This window comes from Sinorhizobium sp. B11 (assembly GCA_039725955.1).
In the GTDB taxonomy this organism is placed as follows: Bacteria; Pseudomonadota; Alphaproteobacteria; order Rhizobiales; family Rhizobiaceae; genus Rhizobium.
The window spans coordinates 3,785,698-3,800,662 of record CP091034.1 but is presented as its reverse complement, the minus strand read 5'-3'; the positions used below and the strand labels follow the sequence as shown (position 1 = coordinate 3,800,662).

At 59.4% G+C, this 14,965-nt stretch carries 14 protein-coding genes; 11 read left to right on the top strand and 3 right to left on the bottom strand.

All coding sequences use genetic code 11. From position 1 onward, the window contains the following. Positions 1-12 precede the first annotated feature (12 nt). The 3 genes from LVY75_28875 to LVY75_28865 form a co-directional block, all read right to left on the bottom strand. Positions 13-927 (bottom strand): NAD(P)-dependent oxidoreductase, encoded by a 915-nt coding sequence (locus LVY75_28875; protein ID XAZ22785.1) that lies wholly within the window; start codon positions 925-927, stop codon positions 13-15. Beyond that, the gene (locus LVY75_28870) at positions 924-1,748 is read right to left on the bottom strand and encodes a glycosyl transferase (protein XAZ22784.1); all 825 of its coding nucleotides are present in this window, start codon (positions 1,746-1,748) and stop codon (positions 924-926) included. The genes LVY75_28875 and LVY75_28870 overlap by 4 nt, the downstream gene beginning before the upstream one ends. A gap of 67 nt (positions 1,749-1,815) precedes the next feature. Continuing rightward, complete coding sequence (locus tag LVY75_28865; GenBank protein ID XAZ22783.1) at positions 1,816-3,036, bottom strand: NAD-dependent epimerase/dehydratase family protein; 1,221 nt, start codon at positions 3,034-3,036, stop codon at positions 1,816-1,818. Between the two features lie 119 nt (positions 3,037-3,155). Here LVY75_28865 and ybgC point away from each other — a divergent pair, with 119 nt between their 5' ends. From ybgC to glmM, 11 genes are all read left to right on the top strand, one after another. Next, positions 3,156-3,605, top strand: a complete 450-nt coding sequence (ybgC, locus tag LVY75_28860; protein ID XAZ22782.1) for a tol-pal system-associated acyl-CoA thioesterase — start codon at positions 3,156-3,158, stop codon at positions 3,603-3,605. A 404-nt stretch (positions 3,606-4,009) separates the two neighbouring features. Beyond that, the gene (gene tolQ / locus LVY75_28855; protein ID XAZ22781.1) at positions 4,010-4,729 is read left to right on the top strand and encodes a protein TolQ; all 720 of its coding nucleotides are present in this window, start codon (positions 4,010-4,012) and stop codon (positions 4,727-4,729) included. Between the two features lie 14 nt (positions 4,730-4,743). Then, positions 4,744-5,199 carry a protein TolR gene (tolR, locus tag LVY75_28850; protein ID XAZ22780.1) on the top strand — a complete coding sequence of 152 codons (456 nt, stop codon included), beginning with the start codon at positions 4,744-4,746 and terminating at the stop codon, positions 5,197-5,199. 8 nt (positions 5,200-5,207) lie between these two features. Then, entirely contained in the window at positions 5,208-6,347 is a 1,140-nt protein-coding gene (locus tag LVY75_28845; protein XAZ22779.1) for a hypothetical protein, read from the top strand. Then, complete coding sequence (locus LVY75_28840; protein ID XAZ22778.1) at positions 6,348-6,785, top strand: hypothetical protein; 438 nt, start codon at positions 6,348-6,350, stop codon at positions 6,783-6,785. A 20-nt stretch (positions 6,786-6,805) separates the two neighbouring features. Then, positions 6,806-8,116, top strand: a complete 1,311-nt coding sequence (gene tolB / locus LVY75_28835; protein ID XAZ22777.1) for a Tol-Pal system beta propeller repeat protein TolB — start codon at positions 6,806-6,808, stop codon at positions 8,114-8,116. Positions 8,117-8,274: 158 nt separating this feature from the next. After that, complete coding sequence (gene pal, locus LVY75_28830) at positions 8,275-8,808, top strand: peptidoglycan-associated lipoprotein Pal (protein XAZ22776.1); 534 nt, start codon at positions 8,275-8,277, stop codon at positions 8,806-8,808. A gap of 160 nt (positions 8,809-8,968) precedes the next feature. Then, positions 8,969-9,967, top strand: a complete 999-nt coding sequence (ybgF, locus tag LVY75_28825) for a tol-pal system protein YbgF (GenBank protein ID XAZ22775.1) — start codon at positions 8,969-8,971, stop codon at positions 9,965-9,967. 29 nt (positions 9,968-9,996) lie between these two features. Further along, a complete protein-coding gene (gene tilS, locus LVY75_28820) occupies positions 9,997-11,313 on the top strand; it encodes a tRNA lysidine(34) synthetase TilS (GenBank protein XAZ22774.1) in 1,317 nt (438 codons plus the stop codon). A gap of 98 nt (positions 11,314-11,411) precedes the next feature. Beyond that, positions 11,412-13,343, top strand: a complete 1,932-nt coding sequence (gene ftsH / locus LVY75_28815) for an ATP-dependent zinc metalloprotease FtsH (GenBank protein XAZ22773.1) — start codon at positions 11,412-11,414, stop codon at positions 13,341-13,343. Between the two features lie 243 nt (positions 13,344-13,586). Further along, positions 13,587-14,939 carry a phosphoglucosamine mutase gene (gene glmM, locus LVY75_28810; GenBank protein XAZ22772.1) on the top strand — a complete coding sequence of 451 codons (1,353 nt, stop codon included), beginning with the start codon at positions 13,587-13,589 and terminating at the stop codon, positions 14,937-14,939. Positions 14,940-14,965 lie beyond the last annotated feature (26 nt).

The window sequence follows — 14,965 nt, the reverse complement described above, 5'->3', positions numbered from 1 at the left end:
CACTTTGCCAGATCAGACTTGCGTGGAACTGGGCCGCGGAACCGTTTGTTTCTCGGCCAATTGCCGCATTGTCTGCTCGAAAAGGGGCATGCCCCCGGGCTTCCAGCCGAGCGCGCGGATCTTGTCCGTATTCATAACGCAAAGGCCTGCCTTGTCCGCTGCCTCGGGCAGCGGGAATGGACAGTCGGCGTGATGCCGGATCGGTGAAAGAATATCCCTCGTATCAGCGGCGATATCGGAGACGTTGAAGACCTCCCCGGAGATCCGGGCGCTTTCTGTTTCCAGCATCAGCCGCACGGCACGGCCGAGATCGCGACCATGCACTTCGGTTCCCGCGCGTGGTAAAAGAGGCCGGCCCCTCAGATAATCATCGATCAATCGATCCCATTTGCCTCGAGAATTATCACCGTAGACGCCGGTTGCCCGCAGGCTTGCTCCCGCAAAGCCTGGGCCGGAGAGATGGGCGAGCGCCCGTTCCGCATCGAGCTTGACCTGTCCGTAAAGAGTTTCCGGCGTGGCGGGCATGGTCTCGAAAAGCTCGGTACCCGGTGCATGTTCGCCATAGGCCGCACGGGTGGAGATGAAGATGCAACGGCGGGTGCCCGCACGCTTTGCCTCTTCGAAGAGCTTTACGGTGCCGTCGAGGTTCAGGCGTCGAAATGTCTTCGGGTCATTGCCTTCGCCGCCGCGATATTTTCCGTCGAGGTGGCTGAAGGCGGCATGCACGAAGAAATAGGCATCATCGAAGGCGCCGATATCATCTTCGTCCGGATCGAGCGTAAGCGGGGCAAAATCAACCGGACGGGAGAAGGCCGGGGGAAGCGGCGCGCGTCGTCCGCCTATAATCACCTGATATCCGGCGGAAAGCAGCTCTTCGACGATATAACGTCCGACGAGGCCCGTTCCGCCTGATACCAGTACTTTCATGCCGCCTCATCCGGATTGGCCAGGGATGCAATCTCCGGCACGTGGCTGTCAGTATGGAAACAATGCCACAAATCGATCAAAGGTTGTAGCTCCGCCGCCTTCGGGTGATCTTTTTCCCAAGGTTTTTCATACTGATAGTGCAGGATTGAAATGCTCTTCCAATCCCACAGGGCCGGCATGGTGAACCAGACATATTGCAGCATGTTGAAATAGACCGGCAGGCCGTGCCAATCGGGAAAGAAGGTTTCGAGAAAGGTCTGATCGGTGCGCCGCCAAAAGATCTCGGGCTGATCCAGAAGCTCCAGCATTCTCCTGAATGTCTCTTCTGACGGACGGGCAACGAAGACGCCTGAGTTCATGCGACGGAAGTCGGCGAGGCTTTCATAGACATTAGGCGCCGCGGAGAATTCCGGGTAGGCGAAGAGCTTGTCGACGTTCTTCAGCACGATCGCGTCGGCATCGATGAAGACGCAGCGCTCGTATTCGACAAGCTGCCAGAGGCGCAGCTTGCAAAAATTGTCGAGCGGTGAATGAAAGGCCGGCTTGCGGCCTTTGGTGAAAGGCGCTGCGGCGTGGAGGTTGCCGCGTGCATGGCGCTCGTTGAAGGCATCCGACAGCGGCAGATGATCGACTTCGATCAGCCGGCAGCCGAGAGCGTCCAGCGATGAGAGGGCAGCCGCATCGACACCGCCAGTGTGCAGGATGACGATTGCGGCTTCCGTGCCAGTGCGGCGCAGCGACTTTGCCAGCGCTGTCGCCCCCATGGCGTAATCGGCGTTGGTGACGAGACTGACATAAGCGAAGTGAGGGGCAGAGGTCATGGATGCAGGGTGCTTTCCTGAACGGCTTCGCTCCTGTGGGGCCGTTGCTTCGCGGGGAAAGCGCCCGTCATGATACGGACTTCAGTCGCTTGCCCTCCGGGTCGTGATTGATCGTCGCGGCGATATCCTTCGTCCAGGCGGAGACGGCCGGGACGCGGGAGCGGTCGACGCGGTAGGCGAATTTCTTGGCGACGTCGACGATCTCGTCCAGCAGGCCGGTCTGCAGGGTGATCGGGTTGAGGCCAAGGCCCAGAAACTTGTCGTTCTTGACGACCAGATCATTCTCCGCAGCTTCCTTGCGCGGATTCGGCAACCAGACGATTTCGGAGCCGCTCATCCTGGCGATCATCTCGGCGAGATCGCGCACACGATGGGTCTCGGTCATCTGGTTGAAGATCTCGACCCGCGAGCCACGGGCAGGCGGGTTCTTCAGCGCCAGCTCGATGCAGCGCACGGAATCCTGAATATGGATGAAGGCGCGCGTCTGGCCTCCGGTGCCGTGGACCGTCAGCGGATAGCCGATGGCGGCCTGAATGAGGAAGCGGTTCAGCACGGTGCCGTAGTCACCATCATAATCGAAGCGGTTGATGAGCTGCGGATGGCGGCGCGTCTGTTCGGTATGCGTGCCCCAGACGATGCCTTGATGCAGATCCGTGATCCTGAGACCATCATTCTTGGCATAGAACTGGAAAAGCAGCTGATCCAGGCACTTCGTCATGTGGTAGATCGAGCCGGGATTGGACGGATAGAGAATTTCCTGGGAAGCCGTTTCGCCATCCATCGTTTCGATGCCGACGGGAAGATAACCTTCTGGAATGGCTGCGCCGACTGTCGAATAGCCATAGACGCCCATGGTGCCCAGGTGGACGAGATGCGCATCGAGCTGCAGCTCGACCAACGCATTCAGGAGGTTGTGCGTGGCGCTGACATTGTTGTTAACAGTGTAATTCTTGTGGCGGTCGCTTTTCATCGAGTAGGGGGCGGCGCGCTGTTCGGCGAAATGGATGATCGCATCGGGCCGGTTTTCCGCGAACCACTTCTTGAGCAGCTCATAGTCGCGGGCAAGGTCGATCAGATTGAAATGGATGCGGCGGCCGGTTTCTGCATGCCAGATGCGCGTGCGCTCTTGTATCGAGTCCATCGGGGTCAGCGACTGGACACCGAGTTCCGTATCGATCCAACGGCGGGAGAGATTGTCGAGGATGTGAACATCATGGCCGGCATCGGAGAGATGCAGTGAGGTTGGCCAACCGATGAAACCGTCTCCGCCCATCACCGCAATCTTCATTCCACTGGCTCCTCATCGGTTGCTTCCTAACGGGGATAGTTAGGAAATATGACAATTGTTCAATGCTTGCCTGTCGAGAGATGTTGCGTCAAAGAGGGCCGGAAAGTTTGGAGAAAATTATGGCGGAACACGGCTTTTCTATTTCCGGCGAACTCGTCGAGGCGGGTCATCGACTCGTCCAGCGGGTCTACTACGAAGATACGGATTTCTCCGGTCTGGTCTATCACGCCCGTTATCTCCATTTTCTCGAACGCGGTCGCACCGACTATCTGCGGTGTCTCGGTGTCGAGCAGCGTGAACTCGTCAATGCCGATGAGGAAGGGCTCGTTTTCGTCGTTCATCGGATGGAGATCGACTTCAAGACCCCCGCCCGCATGGATGACATTCTGACCGTGCTGACCCATACCGAGAAAGCCGGCGGCGCCAAGATGGTGCTCAACCAGGAAATCCGTCGTGATGACACGCTGCTGATTGCCGCCAAGGTCATCATTGCCGTTATCAACGCCAAGGGCCGGCCGCGCCGGTTGCCGGAGGCGCTGGCCAGACAGATGCTTATTCCCGAGACCTGAAAAGACCGATGCGTGCCTGCGATTTTTGCGGCCCCCAACTGGCCGAATCGAGGGCTTGTAAAAACTTGAATTTTATGTGAAGGAATTTCCGCGCTGCAAGATAGCGCTGTGTTCGGCAACCGGACAATGTACCGGTCAAGTTAATCCAGGAACAAAATCTCCCGCGATATTCCTGCTGTCATAGTCTGGCACTAACGATCTATTAACCATAATGGTGTCTTACTCGTGGAGTCGGAGTTTGTGCGACGCACGCCTTCCTTTGACCAAATTTGACGGCAAGAAGGCGGATGAAGAGCTTGGAAGCTTGACCAGGGCTTTGGGCGGCGGCCGCCAGACATTCTTGCGTGATCACTTCGTGCCGCCCGGTCAAGCGCCGGGCGTTTGGATTCGGGGATTTTGGATCTATGGAACAAGTAGGATTGGCAGCAGCCACGACCGACGTCAGCCTCTGGTCGCTTTTCATGCAGGCCGGCATCGTCGTCAAGCTGGTCATGCTCGGCCTTATCGCCGCTTCGGTGTGGACCTGGGCTATCGTCATCGACAAATACCTGGCTTACGGCCGCGCCCGTCGCCAGTTCGACAAGTTCGAGCAGGTCTTCTGGTCGGGCCAGTCGCTAGAAGAACTCTACCGGACACTTTCCGAGCGCAATAATACTGGCCTGGCGGCAATCTTTGTCGCGGCGATGCGCGAATGGAAGAAGTCCTTCGAGCGCGGCGCGCGTTCGCCGATCGGTCTGCAAATGCGTATCGACCGCGCCATGGACGTGACGCTCGCCCGTGAATCCGAATATCTCTCGGCGCGCCTCGGCTCGCTTGCGACGATCGGTTCGGCTGGTCCCTTCATCGGCCTGTTCGGTACGGTCGTCGGTATCATGACCTCGTTCCAGGCAATCGCCGGTTCGAAGTCGACAAACCTTGCGGTCGTGGCACCCGGTATCGCGGAAGCGCTCCTCGCAACCGCCATCGGTCTCGTCGCCGCTATCCCGGCGGTTATCGCCTACAACAAGTTCTCCGCCGACGCCGGCAAGCTCTCGGGTCGCATGGAAGGCTTTGCGGACGAATTCTCCGCCATCCTTTCGCGCCAAATCGACGAGAAGCTGCAGCCGCGCCAGGCGGCCCAGTAACGGAGTAGACGACCATGGGTATGGCTGTAGGCGGCAATAGCGGAGGAGGCGGCGGACGCCGCCGCCGCGGTGGCCGCAACAAGGGAGTTATCTCCGAAATCAACGTGACGCCGCTTGTCGACGTCATGCTCGTGCTGCTCATCATCTTCATGGTGGCGGCCCCGATGATGACGGTCGGTGTTCCGATCGACCTGCCGGAAACTCAGGCCAAGGCGCTGAATTCCGAGACGCAGCCGATCACGATCTCGGTCAAGAACAGCGGCGAAGTCTATCTGCAGGAAACGCCGATCCCGGCTGAGGAAATTGCTGCAAAGCTCGAGGCGATCGCCACCACCGGTTACAACGAGCGCATCTTCGTGCGCGGCGATGCGACTGCGCCTTATGGCGTGATTGCTGACGTCATGGCCCGTATCCAGGGCGCGGGCTTCAAGAATATCGGCCTCGTGACGCAGCAGAAGAAGGACCAGTAACGCTCAAGATGAAGACCAGCGTCGTCACATCTGCGGTTCTGCACGGGCTGGTGCTTACCTGGGCGCTGGTGTCGTTGGGCACTCCGGAATCCTTCAAGGTGGAGGATTTCGAGGCAATGCCGGTCGATCTGGTGCCGGTGGAATCCATCACGCAGATGCAGCAGGGCGATAAGAAGGCTCCAATGAAGGAGACCTCTGCGCCTGTGCCCACGACGCGGCCGCCAATCCCGGAGCCGTCGGAAAATGCCGGTGACAATAAGGTCGATCTGAAGACGCCGCCGGTTCCGAACGCCAAGCCGAGCAACAGCGACGCGGCCGCCGCCAATTCGAGCGACAAGCCGCAGCCGCAGATCGACCCGAAGCCGAACGACGTCAAGGAAGTCAACAAGGAAGAGACCGAGGTCGAGCAGCCGAAGCAAGTCGCTTCCATTCCGCAGACCAAGCCGGCAGAAATAACGCCGCCGCCGAAGCCTGAGGAAAAGCCGCCGGAGGAACAGGCCAAACCTGAAGAGCCGCCGAAACCGGATGCGGAAGCACTGCCGGACAAGGTGCCGACCCCGGTCGTCAAGCCGCAGGTAAAGCCGCCGGAGCAGAAACCGGCCGAAAAGCCGCCGGAAAAGACCCCGGACCAACCGAAGGCTGCGGAAGTGCCGACGGACAAGAAGAAGGCTGATAAGAAGCAGGAAGTGGCGAAATCCGCTTCGTCGATGAAGAGCGACTTCAATGCGGATGAGATTTCCGCGCTGCTGAACAAGACCGATCCCTCCGCCGGTGGCACCAAGCGTTCAACGCAGGAAGCATCGCTGGGCGCCAAGAAGGCGACGAACGGTGCTTCGAAGTTGTCTCTCAGTGAAATGGATGCGCTGAAAAGCGCGATCGCCGGCAACTGGTCGGTCATTCCCGGCATGGAAGGCATGGCTGACGTGCGCATCAAGGTTCATATGAAGCTTGATCAGGACGGCAATATCATCGGCGAGCCGGAAGTCGAAGCGACCGGTGGCGACAATGATTCCACCCGCCGGGCTCTGGCCGGCGGTGCCTATCGCGCCATCATGAAATCAGCGCCTTTCTCAAGTCTGCCGAAAGACAAATACGACGCCTGGAATGAAGTCGTCGTCAACTTTGATCCGAGCGATCTGGGAATCTAGATGCTGCACCGGCGATTCCATTTTGCGAAGTCTTTCGGGACCATGGCGATATTGGCGATTGCTTGCACGCTTTCTCTTAATGCGCGTGCTGACACTGTCGCGCGCAAAGAAAGCGGTACGAAGGTGCCGATGATAAGCCAAGCGACCATGGATGCGATGAAACGCTCGGTCGCTGACCGTTTCGTACTCCCCGGTAACCTCAAGGATGCCGGCAGCGTCAAACTGCAATTTCGTGTGAAACTCGGCAAGGACGGCAAGATCTTGGGAACCCCTGAGGCTGACGCCAGCGGCGGTAGCGAGGCGACGCGCAAAACCATTAGGGACGCTGCATTTCGTGCGATCGTCCGCGCGGCTCCTTTCACGATGCTCCCAAAAGACAAATACGATGGCTGGAAGGAAGTTATCTTTAACTTCGATGCCAGCGACCTGAACCCATAAATGCTGAAAGGCTGTTTGGTATGACAAAGTGTTCCTTCTTCCGCGCCATCATGGTCGCTGCCGGTCTGATGACCGCCGCTGCCTTCGCGACGCCGGCCAACGCACTTGTTGAGATCAACATCAATAAGGGTAACGTCCAGCCGCTGCCGATCGCGGTGACGGACTTCCTGCAGGGCAACATGGGTGCGCAGGTCTCGCAGGTCATCGCGGCCGACCTGCAGCGGTCTGGACTGTTTGCGCCGATCAACAAGACAGCCTTCATCGAGAAGATTTCCAATCCGGACGCCTCGCCGCGTTTCGAGGACTGGAAGGTCATCAATGCTCAGGCATTGGTCACCGGTCGCGTTACCCAGGAGGCGGATGGCCGTCTTCGCGCCGAGTTCCGTCTGTGGGACACGTTCGCCGGTCAGCAGATGACTGGCCAGCAGTTCTACACGCAGCCGGAGAATTGGCGTCGTGTCGCCCACATCATCGCCGATGCGATCTACAAGCAGATCACCGGCGAAGAGGGGTATTTCGATACCCGTGTCGTTTTCGTTTCGGAATCCGGCACCAAGCAACAGCGCAAGCGCCAGCTTGCCATCATGGACCAGGATGGCTTCAACGTGCGCATGCTGACTGACGGCAGCGACCTCGTTCTGACGCCGCGCTTCTCGCCAAGCCGGCAGGAAGTGACCTACATGTCCTTCGCAAACCAGCAGCCGCGCGTCTATCTGCTGCAGCTCGAAACCGGGCAGCGCGAAGTGGTCGGCAACTTCCCGGGCATGACCTTCTCGCCGCGCTTCTCTCCCGATGGCCAGAAGGTCATCATGAGCCTGCAGCAGGAAGGCAACTCGAACATCTACACGATGGATCTGCGTTCGCGTACGACGACCCGCCTGACATCGACGGCCGCGATCGACACTTCGCCCTCCTATTCGCCCGACGGCAATCGCATCGCCTTCGAAAGTGACCGCGGCGGACAGTCGCAGATCTACGTCATGAATGCCGATGGTTCGGGCCAGACCCGAATCTCCTTCGGTGACGGCAGGTACTCGACGCCGGTCTGGTCGCCACGCGGCGATCTGATCGCTTTCACCAAGCAGTCGGGCGGCAAATTCTCGATCGGTGTCATGAAGCCGGATGGTTCGGGTGAACGTATCCTGACCACGGGTTTCCACAATGAAGGTCCGACCTGGGCGCCGAATGGTCGCGTCATAATGTTCTTCCGTCAGGCAGCAGGTGCGGGTGGCCCGCAGCTCTATTCGATCGACCTGACGGGCTACAATGAGCAGGCGATCAAGACACCGGCCTATGGTTCGGACCCGGCCTGGTCGCCGCTTCTTGAGTAGTGGACGAGCGGAAATTCGCCTTCATGTCGCCGCAAAGTCCTGAAAATGGGCGATGCAGGGACAAATCAACGAATCGTTAACCATAATCTTTGATGGCCGGTTAACCGAGTGCGGTTACTGTCCGGAAACCCTGATTGAAGTCGCAAGGAGACCCGGCCATGAGCCGAATTCACACCCCGGCAATGAGCCGCATGCAGAATTTCGCCCGCAACCCCGTCATGATCGCACTTGTTGCCGGGCTCGCTCTTGCGAGCTGCGCCAACAAGAAGAATGGCGTGCCGAACAGCGCCGGTGAACTCGGCCTCGGTGCCGGCGCAGCAACGCCGGGCTCCGCTCAGGACTTCACGGTCAATGTCGGCGACCGCATCTTTTTCGACACCGACTCCACGTCGATCCGCGCCGATGCTGCCCAGACGCTCGACCGTCAGGCACAGTGGCTCGGTCGTTATCCGAACTACCAGGTTACGGTCGAAGGTCATGCCGACGAACGTGGTACGCGCGAATATAACCTTGCTCTCGGCGCTCGCCGCGCTGCAGCCACCAAGGATTATCTCGCCTCGCGCGGCGTTCCGGCCCAGCGTCTGAAGACGATCTCCTACGGCAAGGAACGTCCGGTTGCTGTCTGCGATGATATTTCCTGCTGGTCGCAGAACCGCCGTGCGGTCACCGTTCTCGGTGGCGCAGGCATGTAATTCACGGCCAAAGCCGGAATTTGACGAGGCGGCCTCTTGCGGGCCGCCTTTTCTTTTTGACCACACTTTGGCCAGACTCCGTTGCTTTTTGAAAGCAATTGGAAAAATCTCCTGTTCGTGCCATCGGGGCGCGAAGAATCACTGGGACAGGACGATACAAATGAAGAATCTAGTCGTCGCAGGCATGCTGTGCCTTGCGGCCGTGACCGGGAGCGAACGAGCGGCGTATTCCGCTTCGTTCTTCGGCTTGCACATCGGCGGCCAATCCGCAGAACAGAGCCAGCCGGCAGCGCCGGTCGTCAACGTGCAGAGCAGCGGAGCGGAAGTCCGCATCCAGCAGATGGAAGACCAGATGCGGCAGCTGAACGGCCGTATCGAGGAAATGAGCTTTCAGCTCCTCCAGATGCAGGAGACGATCCGCAAGCAGCAGGAAGACAATGAATTCCGCTTCCAGCAGCTTGAAAAGACGGGCGGCGGTGCAAGTGGTGGCGGTGCGGCCAAGACGCCGGTGAAGAAGAGTGAAGCAGACGTTGCTCCTCCGGCATCAGGCGGGGGCGACGATATCGCCAAGGTCATTCAAGCCCCACAGGGAGCCGAAACGGCTCCCTCCACCGACGTGCCCGCCAATGAAGGCCTCGGCCAGCCGCCGCGTGAGCTCGGCTCCATGGATTTCGACCAGAACGGCAATCCTATGGGCAATACCATGAACAAGAATGCGACTGTCGGTTCCGCGCCGCTGCCGGATGCCGGGGCGCCGCAGCAGACTGCTTCGCTCGGCAGCGAGGGTGATCAGTACAGGGCTGCCTATGGCCATGTGCTTTCCGGCGACTACGGCACGGCTGAGCAGGAATTTACGCAGTATATTTCCCGTTATCCGAACAGCTCGCGGGCTGCGGATGCCAATTTCTGGCTCGGCGAGGCGCTTTATTCGCAGGGCAAGTTCAACGAATCTGCGAAGACCTTCCTGAACGCCCATCAGAAATATGGCACATCCGAGAAGGCGCCTGAGATGTTGCTGAAGCTCGGCATGTCGCTTGCCGCACTCGACAATACCGATACTGCCTGTGCGACGCTCCGCGAAGTCAGCAAGCGGTACCCGAAGGCGTCCCGCGCCGTCATAAATAAGGTCGCGAGCGAACAGAAGCGTCTCGCCTGCTAAGGTCTTCCGGCTTGTTTCCGGAGGACCTGATGTCTCCCGAAGCGGCAATTGGCCGTTTCCTCACTTCGCTGAAGACGCCCGCGCGCATTCTTGTCGCGATCTCAGGGGGCAGCGATTCTACTGGCCTGCTTCTTCTGCTCTTCAAGGCGCTGAAGGCCACACCCAATCCTCGAATTTCCCTTTGTGCCGCCACCGTCGATCATGCGTTGCGCAGCGGATCTGCAGATGAGGCGCGCGAGGTCGCAGCCCTCTGTGGGTCACTTGGCATTCCGCACAACACCGTGGTCTGGCAAGGCGAAAAACCGAAGACCGGCATCATGGCAGCCGCACGCGAGGCGCGCTACGGCCTGCTGGCCGAGGCGGCGGAAGCGTTTGGAGCGGATCTCATCGTCACCGGACATACAGCCGAGGATCAACGCGAAACGCTGGAGATGCAGGGCAAGCGAGCCGAGCTGCTTTCGACCGGCATTGCGGATGCTGTGCTCTTTGACCGGCGCTTTTGGATCCTGCGGCCGCTTCTCTTCTCCAGCCGGGCCGATATCCGTCGCTTTCTCAGCACGAGCGGCGTCCACTGGATAGACGATCCCAGCAACGAGGATATGAAATACGAGCGCGTGCAGACGCGCCGACAACTTCCGCTGAATATGGGCGCAGCAACGGACGTCGACACTGCTGCGCAACGGCGGCTGGCTTATTCGTCCAGCGGAGTTAAATGGCTGGACAACTATTTCCGGCTTCATGGCGGCTTGCTCGGACAGGTGATACCCGACGGATTGAGGCAAGATCCTGCCGTTTTCGACTATGCACTCGGCCGTCTGACGGCAGTTTTCGGTGGCCGGCCATTCGTGCCGGGGAGGGTGCAGATGGAGCGGCTTCTTGCATTCGCCGCCAATGGCAAGCCCGGGCGAATGACCGCTGGCAGGGTGGTATTCGATCTCAGGCGTGACGGGCTTTATCTGGCGCGAGAGAGCCGGGGAATCCTGCCCCTCAGGCTTCAGCCAGGAGAGACCGGGGTCTGGGACGGCCGGTTTTTTGTGCGCAATGGGTCGGCAGCCGTCATTCATGTCGATGCGGCTCACGCCATCGACATCGACGAAGGCAGTGCCACACGGTTTCCCAAGGCGGCATGGAAGCGAGCCATGGCTTCAGCGCCGGCCTTATCGGCCCACAGCGCGCCTCTATCGGCGGAATTTGGCAGGTTGGTCGAGGTGACGCCGCATTTTGCCCCCTTCGACCGCTTTTTGACACGATTTGACTTCACCTTTGCCGACAGGCTTTCGGCAGTTTTCTCGAGGGCGCCCTATGCGGAGCCGCCTTTAAGAAGTATTGACGGAAAAACGATCTGACAGAGTGGATCGCCTTGGCAATGGCTTGGCGCAACCCTATGTTAGAGACCAAATATGACGGCCGCCATGAGGCGACCGTTCCAGTGCTGGGGAGTTCAATGAACCCTAACTTACGTAATTTCGCCTTGTGGGCGATCATAGCGCTTCTGCTGATCGCCCTCTTCAGTATGTTCCAGACGGCTCCGGCGCAGACGGGTTCGCGTGAAGTCCCTTATTCGCAGTTCCTGCGTGAGGTCGATGCGGGTCGCGTGAAGGATGTCGTGGTCACCGGCAACAGGCTGACCGGAACATATCTGGAAAACAACAATACCTTCCAGACCTATTCGCCCGTTATCGACGATAGTCTGCTGGATCGCCTGCAATCGAAGAATGTCGCCGTCACTGCGCGCCCGGAAACCGATGGTTCCTCCGGCTTCCTGAGCTATTTGGGAACGTTGCTGCCGATGCTCCTGATCCTCGGCGTCTGGCTGTTCTTCATGCGGCAGATGCAGGGTGGTTCGCGCGGCGCGATGGGCTTCGGCAAGTCCAAGGCCAAGCTTCTGACCGAAGCGCATGGTCGTGTAACCTTTGATGACGTCGCTGGTGTTGACGAAGCCAAGCAGGACCTGGAAGAAATCGTCGAATTCCTGCGCGACCCGCAGAAGTTCCAGCGTCTAGGCGGCAAGATCCCGCGCGGCGTGCTGCTCGTCGGCCCTCCGGGTACTGGTAAGACCTTGCTTGCCCGCTCTGTCGCCGGCGAAGCCAATGTTCCGTTCTTCACCATTTCCGGTTCTGACTTCGTTGAAATGTTTGTCGGTGTCGGTGCAAGCCGCGTCCGCGACATGTTCGAGCAGGCCAAGAAGAATGCGCCCTGCATCATCTTCATCGACGAAATCGATGCTGTCGGTCGCCATCGTGGCGCCGGTCTCGGCGGCGGTAATGATGAACGCGAACAGACGCTGAACCAGCTTCTCGTCGAGATGGACGGCTTCGAAGCCAATGAAGGCATCATCCTGATCGCTGCGACCAACCGTCCCGACGTTCTCGATCCGGCACTCTTGCGTCCGGGCCGTTTCGACCGCCAGGTCGTCGTTCCGAACCCAGACATCGTCGGCCGTGAGCGTATCCTCAAGGTTCATGCCCGCAATGTTCCGCTGGCGCCGAATGTCGATCTCAAGGTTCTGGCTCGCGGTACGCCCGGTTTCTCCGGTGCCGACCTGATGAACCTCGTCAACGAAGCTGCCCTGATGGCTGCGCGCCGTAACAAGCGTGTCGTCACCATGCAGGAATTCGAAGACGCCAAGGACAAGATCATGATGGGCGCCGAGCGCCGCTCTTCGGCCATGACCGAGGCGGAAAAGAAGCTTACCGCCTATCACGAGGCCGGTCACGCGATTACCGCGTTGAACGTCGCCGTCGCCGATCCGCTGCACAAGGCAACGATCATTCCGCGCGGCCGTGCACTTGGCATGGTCATGCAGCTTCCCGAGGGCGACCGCTACTCGATGAGCTACAAGTGGATGATCTCGCGCCTGTGCATCATGATGGGCGGTCGCGTTGCCGAAGAACTAACGTTCGGCAAGGAGAACATCACGTCTGGTGCTTCGTCCGACATCGAGCAGGCGACCAAGCTTGCCCGTGCGATGGTGACCCAGTGGGGCTTCTCGGACGAGCTCGGCCAGGTTGCCTATGGCGAAAACCAGCAGGAGGTCTTCCTGGGGCATTCGGTTTCGCAGTCGAAGAACGTTTCTGAAGCGACCGCGCAGAAGATCGACAACGAAGTGCGCCGTCTGATCGACCAGGCCTATCGTCAGGCCAGGGACATCCTGACGGAAAAGCACGACGAGTTCGTGGCTCTTGCCGAAGGCTTGCTCGAATACGAGACGCTGACCGGCGAAGAGATCAAGGCGCTCATCCGTGGCGAAAAGCCGGCGCGCGATCTTGGCGATGATTCGCCTCCGAGCCGCGGTTCGGCTGTTCCGAAGGCCGGTGTGCGCCCGGCATCCAAGGGTGATGAACCCGAGGGCGGGCTGGAACCGCAGCCCCACTGACATTGAACAGGATTTTTCCTAAAGGGCCGGATTTCCACAGGGAATCCGGCCCTTTTAATATTAGTAACAGGATATAATCAGTTTTCTTGGTAATTTACGTGCCGGGTACGCGGTTTTGTGGCATTCCGCTGACTAAAGACGAACTTGGATCAAGGTTTCAGGTCCAACACCAATCTTTGGATCCAGGTTCTTGCTTGAGGAATGCATGAGCTTCTACGGCGCGCGGAAAGCGCAGGAGTGCATATGAAAAGACGCTATTTTGGGACGGACGGCATTCGAGGCGAAGCCAACATCTTCCCCATGACACCGGACCTTGCAATGCGGGTCGGCATTGCTGCAGGGACGATTTTTCGCAATGGCGCCCACCGTCATCGTGTGGTGATCGGCAAGGACACGCGCCTCTCGGGATACATGCTGGAGAACGCCCTCGTGGCCGGCTTCACCGCGGCTGGATTGGACGTCTTCCTGCTCGGTCCTATCCCGACGCCAGCGGTTGCCATGCTGACGCGCTCGTTGCGCTGCGATATCGGCGTGATGATTTCGGCCTCGCACAATCCGTTCCAGGATAACGGTATCAAGCTTTTCGGTCCTGATGGTTACAAGCTCTCCGATGATATCGAAGCGCAAATCGAGGACTTGCTCGACAAGGATCTATCGGGACAGCTCGCCAAGGCCGAAGAAATCGGCCGAGCCAAGCGCGTCGATGGCGATATCTACCGCTATCTCGAGCACGTCAAACGCACCTTGCCGCGCGATGTGACCCTGCAGGGTCTGCGCGTTGCCGTCGACTGCGCCAACGGTGCAGCCTACAAGGTCGCGCCTGCGGTTCTCTGGGAGCTCGGCGCCGACGTGGTGACGATCGGCAACGATCCGAACGGCACGAACATCAACCTGAACTGCGGCTCTACCAACCCGGTCGCCCTGCAGAAGAAGGTTGACGAAGTGCGCGCCGATATCGGCATTGCGCTTGACGGCGATGCGGACCGTGTCATCATCGTTGATGAGAACGGCTCGATCGTCGATGGCGATCAGTTGATGGCCGTCATCGCCGAAAGCTGGGCCGAGAGCCAGCAGCTGCGCGGCAGCGGCATTGTTGCGACCGTCATGTCCAATCTCGGCCTCGAGCGCTTCCTCGAGGACAAGGGTCTCGGCCTTGCCCGAACGAAGGTCGGCGACCGCTATGTCGTCGAGCATATGCGTCAGCACAATTACAATGTCGGCGGCGAGCAGTCCGGCCATATCGTGCTTTCCGACTATGGCACGACCGGTGACGGTCTCGTTGCTGCGTTGCAGATCCTTGCCGCGGTCAAGCGCACCGGCAAGACGGTCAGCGAAGTCTGCCGCCGGTTCGAGCCGGTGCCGCAGCTTCTGCGCAATGTCCGCATTTCCGGCGGCAAGCCGCTGGAGGATCTGCAGGTGGTCAAGGCAATTGCGGATGCGGAGGCCGAGCTTTCCAAAAACGGCCGCCTCGTCATCCGCCCCTCCGGCACCGAGCCGCTGATCCGCGTGATGGCGGAAGGCGACGACCGCGCGCAGATCGAGCGTATCGTCAACGATCTGATCGGCACGATTTCGAGCGTGCGCAACGCCGCCTGAAAGCGACGCCGCAGGAAAAGCTAGAA

Excerpts from the sequence above, each read along its gene's own strand:
- LVY75_28875 (XAZ22785.1), bottom strand. The coding sequence starts at position 927 with ATGAAAGTACTGGTATCAGGCGGAACGGGCCTCGTCGGACGTTATATC.
- LVY75_28870 (XAZ22784.1), bottom strand. The coding sequence starts at position 1,748 with ATGACCTCTGCCCCTCACTTCGCTTATGTCAGTCTCGTCACCAACGCC.
- LVY75_28865 (XAZ22783.1), bottom strand. The coding sequence starts at position 3,036 with ATGAAGATTGCGGTGATGGGCGGAGACGGTTTCATCGGTTGGCCAACC.
- ybgC (XAZ22782.1), top strand. The coding sequence starts at position 3,156 with ATGGCGGAACACGGCTTTTCTATTTCCGGCGAACTCGTCGAGGCGGGT.
- tolQ (XAZ22781.1), top strand. The coding sequence starts at position 4,010 with ATGGAACAAGTAGGATTGGCAGCAGCCACGACCGACGTCAGCCTCTGG.
- tolR (XAZ22780.1), top strand. The coding sequence starts at position 4,744 with ATGGGTATGGCTGTAGGCGGCAATAGCGGAGGAGGCGGCGGACGCCGC.
- LVY75_28845 (XAZ22779.1), top strand. The coding sequence starts at position 5,208 with ATGAAGACCAGCGTCGTCACATCTGCGGTTCTGCACGGGCTGGTGCTT.
- LVY75_28840 (XAZ22778.1), top strand. The coding sequence starts at position 6,348 with ATGCTGCACCGGCGATTCCATTTTGCGAAGTCTTTCGGGACCATGGCG.
- tolB (XAZ22777.1), top strand. The coding sequence starts at position 6,806 with ATGACAAAGTGTTCCTTCTTCCGCGCCATCATGGTCGCTGCCGGTCTG.
- pal (XAZ22776.1), top strand. The coding sequence starts at position 8,275 with ATGAGCCGAATTCACACCCCGGCAATGAGCCGCATGCAGAATTTCGCC.
- ybgF (XAZ22775.1), top strand. The coding sequence starts at position 8,969 with ATGAAGAATCTAGTCGTCGCAGGCATGCTGTGCCTTGCGGCCGTGACC.
- tilS (XAZ22774.1), top strand. The coding sequence starts at position 9,997 with ATGTCTCCCGAAGCGGCAATTGGCCGTTTCCTCACTTCGCTGAAGACG.
- ftsH (XAZ22773.1), top strand. The coding sequence starts at position 11,412 with ATGAACCCTAACTTACGTAATTTCGCCTTGTGGGCGATCATAGCGCTT.
- glmM (XAZ22772.1), top strand. The coding sequence starts at position 13,587 with ATGAAAAGACGCTATTTTGGGACGGACGGCATTCGAGGCGAAGCCAAC.